Below are 12,673 nucleotides of genomic sequence, written 5' to 3' on the forward strand. Positions count from 1 at the left end.
TTATTTATTATGCTTGTACACTCTACTTTTATTATACTCTATCTAAATTTGGAAGTATAGTATACATTTTCCTACTCTTTTTTGGGAATTAAGATAAAGAATTTCGTGCCCAATCCTTCTTCTGATTCAAACCACATATCGCCACCAAATCGGCCCTTTATGGTGGCATAGGACATATAAAGCCCCAGTCCAGTACCCTCTTTGCCTTTTGTCGTAATCATACTCTTAAATAGCCTATCCTTGACATTCTGAGGCATCCCTTTACCATAATCTTTAAGCGTAAATAAAATTCCCTTCTCATTTTCACTTATATCTAATTCAATAACTCCTCGTTTCCCTTCATAGGCTTGAATGGAATTGATGATAATGTTATCAAATATCTGAACTAAAGAACTTACTTCTCCAACAATCTCAAAACTCTTATCTATTTGACTTTGAACTTCCAAAGAGCAGTGGTAACGGTTAAGCTCATGTTTCATGAGAAGGTCTACCCTCTTCAGCAATTCATCAATGGTAAAGCCTAACGCATTGGTGGTATTAAACTGTGCAGCCTGGCCTTTCACCGTAGAAATAATGTCTGACATATAGGAGCAGTACGGCCCCATCTTATCAAGCCAAACCAACATATCACTTGCAATCTCAAGATGGTCCTGATCCGTAATTTCTTCATCCCCGATAGAACTACGGTATTCTTCTACCAGTTCCTTTAAGCCCTCAATACCTCCGGCAATAGACATAATTGGCGTCTTAAGGTTATGTGCAATTCCACCAATCAAATGACCGAGGGAGGCCATTCTCTCTTGCTCCATGATAATTATTTGATTGGCTTTGATGGTTTCTAAGTCTTTTTTGCTCTGGGTAATGTCTTTAAACAATAAGATAGTACCCAGATAGTCATCCACATTATAGATTGGTGTAATTTCGATGGTAAAAATCTTATCAAAAATCTCACCAGAACTCATCATTCCTTTGTAATTTTTTTCGATAGCTTGTGTTTCTCTAGAGGCGATGGCTTTTTCATTAAGATTTATGACTGCCGCAGGATCAACACCATACTCTGTAACTCCTTGTAGTCTTACAATCAGATTATCTCTTCGTTTAATTAAAAACACACCTTCGAAAGTCTTCATAAAGGTTTCATTATAATCAACCACTTCATAATTCTGGTTAATAATAATGAAGCTATCCGATATTAAGTCAACAATTCGTTGAAGCGCAATGGGGGTGATATTCAAAAAATTAAGCCGTAGGATTGCAAATGTGAACAAGAAAATTGTTACTGCAAATGAAACCGGCGTCATATATAGCGGTGATTGCAGAATGTTTGCCGTCAACAATATATTCAGAATAAAGGGGACTAATATTCCACCAATAATCATTAAAGACTGCTTTGAGAAAAAGCCTGAGTTTTTAATTGAGAATCTAAGAAACAAACATAGAGCAACGATAATGTATGAATATTGGATAATCGTATGGTATAGAAAAAATTTACCATAAATAGTCTGACTCCCATAGATGGAGTACTTTATGAAATATAGCTGATGATAATTGTTCGTTAAAAGCAAGATGTAGTCAATGGTTGGGAATAACAATAGTAATATATGCTTCCAGTTTATTCTGAGTTTAGTATGAACGAATACTAGTCCATTAAACAAAAGAGCAACAGGAACAAAAATCAAACCGAAATAATAAATATCAACAAAACGCATATTCGTATAGCCATATTGTACCGAGGTCACTACTTCCAAAATATGACCTGCGTTCCATACGAAGATCAGAAAGATTGTAACTAAAAACGTATAGTGCATCTGAGTCTTGTTCTTCATTCTAACAATATATATAAATAGCGCCGCAATTGATATTGCAGACAAAATTAAAAGATAAAATGAAAACCCGAATGTTTCTACCATATGGTCATCCCCCTAAAAAAGGAGAGCTATAGCTTTATTGGCTATAGCGACTCCGAAACTTCTCAATGAGAACTTGATCAATCAAAAAATCATCACAATGAAGATGTGCACCTTTGTACCCCAACTCCGTCAGAGTCTCATAATGGCACATGCAATCCTCAATGTCCACATTTCCAACAACAGGTTTCAAGTTGCTGTGCTTTGCAGACAGTAAACTTGATAAAATACATCCTGTTATATCGGGACCACTTGTGAAATTCTGTTGATATTTTTCCTTAAAGGCTGTTGTCATTTGCTTAGGGAAATACGTCATTTTACTCATCATGGTAGGCGCTTCCAAAACCCCGCCTTCGGTAAATAAAATATCCTGTCTATGCAATAGTCTTTCTATTGCTTTTTCCTTTGCAAAACAGTGTGGACCAGAATCATCAATAATCAAAGTCCCTGCTTTAAGTTTTTCAACGTCCAAGACATCCGCAACGTTCGTTGCTCCAATAATCAGGGAAGAATCGTACAATTCACTTGGAAGACCATCTGGTTTTGCATAAGCAATGTTAATGGTACCTTTGTAACCATATAGTTCCCTTAATTCAATCTTTAAGCTTTCCAAATAACTTTGTTTCGATTCAATATCACATAAAAGTATACACTTAGGGTGGTGGCCAATTCGGATTAATAACTTGATGGCTGTTGAGCCAATCGAGCCTAGCCCAAGCACACCCACCTGCTCGTGACCAATTATTCTTCCACTATCTGCTAGCAGTCTTTCAATGGAAAGAATTACTGAAGCAGCGGTGGTGGTGTGTCCACTAGTCACCTTAATTGATGAATTACTTTCATCAATTAAGCGCTGAATATCTTCACCGTAAGAGGTTGCCGATGGAATCAATCCCGTCAAAGACACTACTTTAGCTCCTAATTGTTCGGCCAAGAGAATGGCACTCCTAGATTTTTCAAGAAGCCTATCTTGGTTGGTATAAAGTTCACTATTGATCAGCGGTAGTGCAAAAACTCCAATCGTTCCTTCTTCACCAGCAATTCGATGATACAATACCGGTTCATCTTGAAAGACTCCTTCAATAACCTCTTTTTTAGAAGTACGGTTGAGCATCAAAAAATCTTCCGGTATATAGGTCAGAGCAGCTGAATCTAGCTTTGGTAAGTCGTTTAAAATGATTCTATCCGTAATGGATTGGCTAGTCTGTTTGAAGAGTTTACCACCAGATAAGGAAGTTGGTTCTTGTGAACCCACAGCTTCCTTGTCAATGCTGCAAACATGCTTGCTAAGGCCTTTTATTGTAGGATGTCTATAAATATCCTGTAAGTCTATTCTTAGCTCATACTGATACAGATACGATGAGAACCGGACTGCGCTTAGTGAATCTCCACCCAGATCAAAGAAATTATCATCTATGCCAACTTTTTCAACATCTAAGATTTCCTGCCATATTTCAGCAATGATTCTTTGGTTTTCATCTTCCGGTGCCGCATAGTCTGACTGAATAAACTTGTTTGGTTCTGGTAGTGATTTAACATCTACCTTGCCCGTCGATGTTAAGGGAAAACTATCCATCTGCAAATAATATGCCGGCACCATATAGGCAGGCAATTCAGCTATTAGATACTCCTTGACGTCCTGTTGCTCAATCAGTGAATCTGCGACATAATAAGCACATAGTATTTTCTTGTCTTGGTCATCATTTTTGGCGATAACCGCAGCCTTTCGAATCCCACTAAAGGAAAGGATTTTCTTCTCGATTTCACCAAGTTCGACACGGTGCCCTCTGATTTTTATTTGGTGGTCCATCCGGCCTAGGTACTCAATTTCTCCTTCTGGAAACCATCTCGCAAAGTCGCCCGTTCGATATAGTCGGTCACCTTTCATAAAAGGATTATCGATAAATCTTGATGCTGTTAAATCCGGCCTATTCAAATAACCTCTCGCAACTCCTTCACCGCCAATCATCATCTCACCCATGGCGCCAATAGGTGCCGGTTGTAAGTTTCGATCAACAATATAAATATAGTCTCCGCTTAAGGGTCTTCCAATATTATCTGAAGCATTCAATATATCATCTTCCGTAATTTCTTTGTACGTTTGGTACACGGTCGCCTCAGTTACACCGTACATATTAACCAAGGTAGTTTCAGGATATCGTTGTTTAAACGCATCAAGCATAAATGGTTTAAGAGATTCTCCAGCAAAAATAACATACCTTAGTTTTAATGATTTTTCCTTTTGACGCAGTTCTTCTTGCATCAAATTGTAAAAGGCCACTGGTATCTGACACAATACCGTTACCTTATTTTCAATCAATTTTTGTAAAAAATCTCTTGGATCCCTAACAATTTCCTTATCCAGCAATAAGAGTGAGCTACCGTACAGCAAGGCGCCATACATCTCCCAAACGGACACATCAAAACAATACGAATGGAAATTTGCCCATACATCTTTTTCATTAAAATCAAATTCGAGTCTCTTATTTAGAATCAAGGCCATTACATTTCGGTGTTCTATCATTACGCCCTTTGGGTTGCCTGTAGAGCCAGATGTATAAATAATATAAGCCAAACGATTCCCTTGGATTGGCAAGTTCAAATTTTCCTTACAATATGAACAAAGCAGTTCTTCAGAAATGTACATATTGACTAGGCACTGATAATTTTCTTCGTCGTCGACATTTCTCAGTAAAATCGTCGCGCCACTGTCTGCCATGATGGTATTAATTCTTTCCTCTGGGTAGCCTGGGTCAATCGGTAGATAAGCACAACCAGCCTTAAGTACACCCAAGATGCTGGCAATCATCTCTGGAGACCGATTAAACAGCAACGCAATTATCTCTTCCTCTTTTACACCTTTATCAAGTAACAAATGAGCAATTTGGTTAGCACGTTCGTTCAACCATTTATAACTGTAGGTCTTATCCTGATAGATAAGAGCCGTTGCCTCTGGGTTTTTCTGTGCCTGTTCTTCAAAGACTTCATGAATCACCCTATCCCGAGGATAATCTGCATCGGTTTGGTTGAAATCATGTACTACCTTCTTGGTTTCAACCTCTGAGAGCATATGCACCTTATACAGTTCTCTTTGAGGGTTGTCCAAAGCATGCCAAAGCAGGCGAATAATATGGTCGTTTATGAATTCAATTTCCTTTTTATAAAAAAGGTCTTCAATAAAATCATAGTTCAAAATTATTCTGCCATCGTCTTCACGGTCATTAACATGAATATAGAGTGACTCCATCTGGTATCCATTTGAGTGCCATCTTGCCTCATGTTTAAGACCATGACTGTTCTTGATCATTTTGGCATTTTGGTAGGATATTGCGATATCATACAGTTTTTCAGTGCCCTTATGCATTTCGCGAACTTCCTTTAGGATGTTCTCGTAAGGATACTTCTGATGCTTCAGTACGGACAACCAAGTTTTACCAACCACTTTGGAGAACTCCATAAAGTTCATCTCATCGTTTACTTCTACCGTCAGCGGTACCGTGCTGATGAACATCCCAATCATTCTCTTTTCTCTGGGATTCGTTCTATTCAAAACGGGCACACCAATCGTGACTTTTTCTTTACCTTTTACCCTATTTATGTACATGCACAACGCAGAATAGAACAAAGCAAAAATTGATGTCCTGTTCTCCTTACAAAATTCACGGATCTGTTTGGTTAATTTTTCTGGAAGCACAAACGTCTTGCGTACAGACTTAATGGTCGTCTCATTGGAAACGCGGCTTTTTAGTGTAGTTAAGTCTGGCAGTTCAGCATAACGTTCTTTCCAAAATATTTGGTCTGAAAGATACTTTTTGGATTGCATATATTCCACTTCTTTTTCCAAATACTCGAGATAAGAAGGGTTGTTGTCTTTTGCTAAGGTATCACCCTTTTCAATTGCCACATAGTTTTCCAAAATCTCATTGCCAATCTGTACTACAGACCAAGCATCTGAAATAAGATGGTGGATTCGGGTGAAAATCGCACAGTTACGCTCATCCAGTTTCAAAAAAGCAAAGTAATAGAGCTTATTATTAAGCTCAGGTATGACAATTTTGCTTTGTTCGCTATCCCATTCGTATAGTTTTTCAACACTTTGACCAGTAAAATCAACATAATCCAATTTGAAATATTCTTCTTCGGGTCCAATATACTGTTTGGGCTCTCCTGCTTCTTCCACAATGCGTATTCTGAAAGCTTCGTTTCTCTGAATCACGGTATTAATTGCTTGTTCTACAATTTCATACTTTAGTGGGCTTTCCACCTTCAAAGTGGCGCAAATTGTGCCAATCGTGGTTCCTGGATTCAGTTTTTCTGTGTACCAGACGCTCTTTTGTGGGTTCGTCAATGGATAGAACTGTATTTGCTTCAATTTCAGACTCCTTTGAACGTAATTTTTTATGCAATCTTTGTTCTCACTAGTATTATATATACTATATCCTAGTGTTGCAATTAGCTTAGGTAAAAGAATTGATGAAATTTAGTTAATTTTACCTGTCAGGGAACATCTTGTTCACTCAAAGTGTTATACTGATAGAATTTAGCTTTTCTTTCAGTTACACAAAGTTGGATTATTCCTATTTTTCACCCTTCCAAAAGCTTGAAAAACAACCAAGTATACACTTTCATATAATAAAAAATCCGAACCATTCTTCTGCCTAAAGGCAAATGAATCGTTCGGATTATTTTGTTGGTGCAGGAGATGGGACTTGAACCCACACGACCTTTCGGACACTAGACCCTCAATCTAGCCTGTCTGCCAATTCCAGCACTCCTGCACGAACTTGGTACAAAACCTATTTAATATTATACACATCCTAAAAGATAATGAAAGACTTTTTTAATTTTTTTCATCTATACTCGCCTAAGCCCTAGAGACACATTACCGCCCGATTGCAACGACATAAGTCTTGATTTAGTGTAGGATCTGACAGAATGTCTAAGGCACATCCAGTTATGCTTTTCTTGTTTTCAACGAGTGCCCCCATAATTTCCTCATAACCAATCTCCTCATCATTCGCAAAGCCAGTACACCAATTCGTAACGATACCAATAGCGCTATAGCACATCCCCAACTCCTTGGCTAATACTACTTCTGGCACATTGGTCATCCCTACAACGTCTCCCTTGTTCCTGTGGTAGAAATCGATTTCAGCAGCAGTTTCAAAACGTGGCCCTTCTGTGCATACGTATACAGCATTGCCTCGTATTTTCAAATTGTGTCTGATACTCTCTTTATAAAAACGTTCCACCAAATTATGGCAATACGGTTCCGACATATCAGTATGCTTGACACCATCAGCACCCTCATAAAACGTATGCGCTCTTGACTTTGTAAAATCCATAAAATCACGCATCACAACGATATCCCCTGGCGTGAATTCCTTGTTGCAAGACCCGACAGCGCAAGTAGCGTAAACATGGGTAACATCAAGTTGCTTCAATGCCATCATATTGGCCCTATAATTAATTAGATGAGGAGGAACAGAATGAGCCTTACCATGCCTAGCTAGAAAGACAATTTCTTGTCCTTTATAGCACTGAATATCTACCGTCACAGCACCATACTCAGTAACAACCGTTTCTTGCCTGTTCTGTCCTTCAACGCCGTACACACCCGTTCCGCCAATAATTGCTCTCCTCATTTTTCTACCTTCCTATCTATTCTTGAATCGTGTTGCTGCCTCCTGTGCTGCAAACAACACCTCTTGTTCATCCATAGTCAGCAACTTGTAGTCTTGCATTAAGACCTGTCCATTACAAAGAACCGTCTTTACATCCCCTGCTTGTGCAGAATAAATCAAAGAGGCAATCAGATTATATCGAGGATAAAAATGCGGTTTGGACATATCAACCAAGATGATATCAGCTTTTTTTCCTACCAAGAGGCTTCCAATTTCTCCTTGTCTTCCCAATGCTCGTGCACCATGTATGGTTCCCATGCTAAGTGCCATATAGGCCGGAACAGTCGTTGCATCGTTTTCTACTGCTTTGTTGACCAAGGCTGCCAAATTCATTTCTTCAAACATATTCAAGTTATTGTTACTCGCCGCTCCATCTGTAGCCACGGATACGTTTACACCGGCATTCAGCATTTTCTTAACCGGGGCAAATCCATTCGCTATTTTAAGATTGCTACCTGGATTGTTTACTACTGATACCCCATTTTCTTTCAGTATGTTAATATCATCATCTGTTATGTGCACACAATGAGCCGCATAGGTTGGAAACTCAAACAAGCCCAGATCACGCATATGGGCAATTGGCGTTACACCATGTTGCTCTAGCGATTTCTGAATTTCATCTTGGCTTTCAGACAAATGAATATGTACTCTAGTATCTAGTTTCCTTATTGCATCCATAATATGGCCAATATATGCATCGTCGCAGGAATACGGTGCATGTGGCGCGAAGTCTACACGAATTCGGTCATTATTTGTACCATTCCATTGATTGTAAAAATCAACTGATTCCGTAATTTTTTCTATCCCGCATTCTCCCTGTCCAGTAACACCTCTAGACAGATTGGCCCGAATGCCAGACTCACTAACAGCTTTCGCCACCTCATCCATAAACATGTACATATCCCCAAAGGTAGTTATCCCAGAGCGAATCATCTCTGCAATAGCAAGTCGAGATCCTAAATAGATATCCTCCCCTGTAAGCTTTTCCTCAATGGGCAATATACTTCCTTCTAACCAATCCCAAAAAGGTAGATCATCCGCATAATTTCTAAGAAGCGTCATCGCGCTATGGGTATGTGCATTGATCAAGCCCGGCATCACAATACAATCATTCGCATCAATAACCTTATCCGCAACAAAGGAACTATCGCTGCCAATAAAACTAATCGTATCATCAATGATACCAATATCACCAAATTGAATCTCTTCATTTTCCATGGTCAGAATCTGACCACCCTTAATTAGAATATTCATACTATACTCCTATATATTACTGAGTGCCTGGTCAAAATCTTCGATTATATCTTCGATAGACTCCAATCCAACAGAAACGCGTAACAGCTGTTCACTAAGCCCAAATTTTTCCAATTCTGCAGAGTCATAACCCCTATGGGTCATGACTGCCGGTTGTTCAATCAAAGTCTCACAATCCCCTAGGCTAACTGCGATTTGGGTCATTTTTAAGGAATTCATGACTTTCTTGGTATTTTCCAAGCCACCTTTTACTTCAAAGCCGATCATAGCACCAAATCCATTCATCTGTTGCTTGGCAATTTTATGCCCAGGAAAATCTTCAAGTCCCGGATATAAAACACTCGAAACACTAGAGTGAGACTGCAAAAAATCAACTAGCCGTTTAGCATTTTCCATATGCCGATCCATTCTGATATGTAGCGTTTTTAAACCTCGAATCAATAGCCAGGCATTAAATGGACTCATCACTCCACCAATTTCAGACATAAAGTTAAACTTCAAGCTCATGATATAGTCAAGATCTTTAGAGATAGCCACACCGCCGATTACATCACCATGGCCACAAATGTATTTGGTTGCGCTATGAATTACCACGTCGGCTCCCAACAGTAACGGCCTTTGTAGATAAGGAGAAGCAAACGTATTATCTACGACTACCTTGGCACCATACTTCTTCGCCAGCAGGCATACCTCTTTGATATCAATTATTTCTAAATTTGGATTGCATGGTGTTTCAAAATAAACAACCGTAGCCGTCTGCTCCTTGAGTTCCTTTTCCAATGCTGCAAGATTAGTCATGTCCAACATTTTGCAAACCATATCATAACGCGGCAAAATCTTCGTCACTAGATTATAGGTAGACCCATAAATAGTTCGATGGGTCACTAGTGTATCGCCTGCTTTCATTAACGAGAACAGGACCGAACTAATGGCAGCCATACCCGAAGAAAAAGCAACGGCATCCACCCCATCTTCCAAATCTGCCATTCTTTTTTCAAATACTTTCAAAGTAGGATTATTACCCCGGGTATATACGCAATCGTTGCTTTCAAAAGACATAACCCGCTCGATATGATCGGTATCATGGAATGCGAACGTGGATGTCTGATAAATTGGTGTGCTTAGCGCATTTTCTGCATTCAACTCGTGGCTGCCACCATGAATGAGCTTTGTATCAAACTCGAATTCTTTCATATCCATGTCGCCTCCTAGCGCTGGCCGTACTGATTCAAATAAAAAGATCTCATACTGTCCACATCTTCCTGACTTAACGGAACCACTCCACCTAATTGGATGGCATGTATGGTAGCTTGAGCAGTTTTTTCAACCACGCCAACAATTTTCAACGTTTCCTTCAAATTAGGCCCTGCCGCCAAACAGCCATGGTTGGCAAGAATAACCGCATTGCGACCTTCAAGAGCCTTTACCGCTACCTCCGCTAAAGCAGTCGTGCCCGGAAGTCTATACTCACTAACCCGAACCTCGCCACCTACGATTTGTACCAGATCTTCTGCAGCCGCTGGGATTGGTTTTCTAGCCAAGGCAAATGCCGTGGAAAAGGTACTATGTGTATGCATTACTGCATTCACTTCTTCACGGTTCTTATAGACAGCACCATGCAAGGGATGTTCAATTGAAGGTTTCAATTTTCCATCCACAATGTTACCGTCAAAATCCATAATGACTATCTGCTCGGGTGTAATAATATCATAGTCTACACCTGACGGTGTTATGGCCATCAGTGCTTGGTTTTCTATGCGGACACTGATGTTACCCCAGGTTCCCACAACCAAACTGCATGCCTTCATCTCTTTTCCGGTCTCAATAACAGCTTTTCTAATTTCTTCATATTTTATTGACATATTTACTCCTAATCCTAACTCTACTCATTCATTCAAGACATAGCCTCAAATATTATTCCCTTTAGAATCTCAATGGTATTCACCGTGCCCTGATATCCAAGGACTCTTTAATACCTCTAACTTTTTAGCTATCCTTTTTCTTCTACGACCCGCTTTATCTGCTCTTGGTAGGGTGGACGCAATACACCTTTTTCAGTAATGATTCCCGTAATGTTTTCCCATGGTGTCACATCAAATGCTGGGTTGTACACATCTATTCCGACGGGGGCTATTTGCAGCCCTTCCATCTGAGTAATTTCTTCTTTTGCGCGTTCTTCGATTAATATTCCCTTTCCACTTGCAGTCCCTCTATCCAACGTACTAATTGGCGCGGCAATATAAAAAGGAACATCGTACACTTTCGCCAAGGCCGACAACATAAAGGTGCCAATCTTGTTCGCTGTATCGCCGTTTGCAGCAATACGATCCGCCCCAACCACAATCAAATCTATTTTCCCATCTCGAATCAAGGTTGCTGCTGCGCCATCTACAATTAATTTTGCTGGTATTTTTTCTTGCAGCAATTCCCAAGCTGTCAATCTGCCACCTTGCAATCTCGGTCGAGTCTCATCAGCGTAAACAAAAATATCCTTACCTTCATAATGTGCCTGCCGTATCACGCCTAAGGCTGTGCCATAACCTGATACTGCTAAGGCTCCGGTATTGCAGTGGGTTAATATGGTAGCACCCTGTGGCACCAATTTTGCTCCATTTTTAGATATCATTATGCTGGTTTCGATGTCTTCTTTAAGAATAGTATCTGCTTCTTGCCTTATCCGAGTGGCAATGCTTTGATTCGTCCCACCAGCCGCAATAATTTTGCGCATTCTAGCAAGTGCCCATGTGAGATTGACCGCAGTAGGTCTGGATGCTTGCAAACAGTCGCAGGCTTCCAAGGTTTTTTTCTTAAACTCATCCGAATTCAAGGACAAAAATTCCTTCGCGGCCAAAACCACACCATACCCAGCTGCATCTCCTATCGCTGGAGCCCCGCGGACAACCATATCTTTAATCGCAAATTCTACTTGTCTGTAATCGCGGCAATAATAATATTCAAACGTGTTGGGAATCTTACGTTGGTCTATCAATCGCAATTCCTTGTCAATGAAAAGGACTGTTTCAATGGTATTTGGCACTATACTATTCTCCTTACAATTTATTCAGATCTGTTCATTCATATAATCAAATAGGCGAAAGCAGCCTTATCATAATTCATCATAACCTGCCAGAACCCGTAAGGCTTATCCAAATGCTTTACGAACTGCTCCTAAAAATTATCACGGGATAACATTCTTGTCAAAAAAGCTTCTCCATCATCAAGAGCAGTAAAAAGCCCGCCCTTAAGGCGGTCTAGTCTATTCTTATTCTTTTCCAACGATTTCGGAGTATCAGATACGTAATATACCCCATCCATCCTCCAAGCGTATTCAATAACACATCATCAATATCGGTTACTCTGAAAGATAGTAGCTGAGTCAATTCTATGGCAATAGAAAAAAAAGCAATGGCCGCCGTAACCTTCCACCAACGTGGTTTTTCAAGCAAGGTAGCCGCATAAAGACCAACCGGAATAAACAGGAGAATGTTGCCCAAAATATTAATAAAGAAAGCATCAGAGCCAACTGTATAGCGGTGTATGGTCTGAAATGGTGTTAGATTGATATATTGCGGACTAAAAAACACTTGCCAGTTATCCAAAGATGGCCATCCCCCCTGGAATGCAGTAGGTGATACCAACATAATGAGCAAACAGCAATAGAAAAATAGTAAAAAAAGGGCCGATTCTTTTGGCAGGCCATAGTGACGTTTTTGCACAACACGAATTCCTATGCTCAGCATATATATCAGAATCAGGCCAAGCAGAACATGCACGACACGTCCTGCTAAAACCTCACTCAACTCCATGAATATATAGCTCATTACGACT

General features: G+C 39.9%; 8 protein-coding genes and 1 tRNA gene. All 9 read right to left on the minus strand.

Features of this window, described 5'->3' with window-relative positions; all coding sequences use genetic code 11:
* Positions 1 to 71 precede the first annotated feature (71 nt).
* Complete coding sequence (locus tag JR334_05410) at positions 72 to 1,301, minus strand: hypothetical protein (protein ID QRN86864.1); 1,230 nt, start codon at positions 1,299 to 1,301, stop codon at positions 72 to 74.
* A gap of 643 nt (positions 1,302 to 1,944) precedes the next feature.
* Positions 1,945 to 6,255, minus strand: coding sequence for an amino acid adenylation domain-containing protein (locus JR334_05415; protein ID QRN86643.1), 4,311 nt, complete (start codon positions 6,253 to 6,255; stop codon positions 1,945 to 1,947).
* A 343-nt stretch (positions 6,256 to 6,598) separates the two neighbouring features.
* Positions 6,599 to 6,685, minus strand: a tRNA-Leu gene (locus JR334_05420).
* A gap of 93 nt (positions 6,686 to 6,778) precedes the next feature.
* Positions 6,779 to 7,552 (minus strand): S-methyl-5'-thioinosine phosphorylase, encoded by a 774-nt coding sequence (locus tag JR334_05425; GenBank protein ID QRN86644.1) that lies wholly within the window; start codon positions 7,550 to 7,552, stop codon positions 6,779 to 6,781.
* 12 nt (positions 7,553 to 7,564) lie between these two features.
* On the minus strand, positions 7,565 to 8,845 hold the full coding sequence (locus tag JR334_05430; GenBank protein ID QRN86645.1) for an amidohydrolase: 1,281 nt from the start codon (positions 8,843 to 8,845) through the stop codon (positions 7,565 to 7,567).
* Between the two features lie 9 nt (positions 8,846 to 8,854).
* Positions 8,855 to 10,045, minus strand: coding sequence for a PLP-dependent transferase (locus tag JR334_05435; protein QRN86646.1), 1,191 nt, complete (start codon positions 10,043 to 10,045; stop codon positions 8,855 to 8,857).
* An 8-nt stretch (positions 10,046 to 10,053) separates the two neighbouring features.
* Positions 10,054 to 10,707, minus strand: a complete 654-nt coding sequence (locus JR334_05440) for a class II aldolase/adducin family protein (GenBank protein QRN86647.1) — start codon at positions 10,705 to 10,707, stop codon at positions 10,054 to 10,056.
* 128 nt (positions 10,708 to 10,835) lie between these two features.
* Positions 10,836 to 11,882: an S-methyl-5-thioribose-1-phosphate isomerase gene (mtnA, locus tag JR334_05445; GenBank protein QRN86648.1), complete on the minus strand. Its 1,047-nt coding sequence runs from the start codon at positions 11,880 to 11,882 to the stop codon at positions 10,836 to 10,838.
* 214 nt (positions 11,883 to 12,096) lie between these two features.
* The gene (locus JR334_05450) at positions 12,097 to 12,666 is read right to left on the minus strand and encodes a VanZ family protein (protein QRN86649.1); all 570 of its coding nucleotides are present in this window, start codon (positions 12,664 to 12,666) and stop codon (positions 12,097 to 12,099) included.
* Between the last annotated feature and the right edge of the window lie 7 nt (positions 12,667 to 12,673).

The sequence above is a fragment of the Clostridia bacterium genome (assembly GCA_016887505.1).
In the GTDB taxonomy this organism is placed as follows: domain Bacteria; phylum Bacillota; class TC1; order TC1; family UBA5767; genus UBA5767.

Coding starts and splice junctions, on each gene's coding strand:
- JR334_05440 (QRN86647.1), bottom strand. CDS start 10,707: ATGTCAATAAAATATGAAGAAATTAGAAAAGCTGTTATTGAGACCGGA.
- JR334_05450 (QRN86649.1), bottom strand. CDS start 12,666: ATGAGCTATATATTCATGGAGTTGAGTGAGGTTTTAGCAGGACGTGTC.
- JR334_05435 (QRN86646.1), bottom strand. CDS start 10,045: ATGGATATGAAAGAATTCGAGTTTGATACAAAGCTCATTCATGGTGGC.
- JR334_05410 (QRN86864.1), bottom strand. CDS start 1,301: ATGACGCCGGTTTCATTTGCAGTAACAATTTTCTTGTTCACATTTGCA.
- JR334_05430 (QRN86645.1), bottom strand. CDS start 8,845: ATGAATATTCTAATTAAGGGTGGTCAGATTCTGACCATGGAAAATGAA.
- JR334_05425 (QRN86644.1), bottom strand. CDS start 7,552: ATGAGGAGAGCAATTATTGGCGGAACGGGTGTGTACGGCGTTGAAGGA.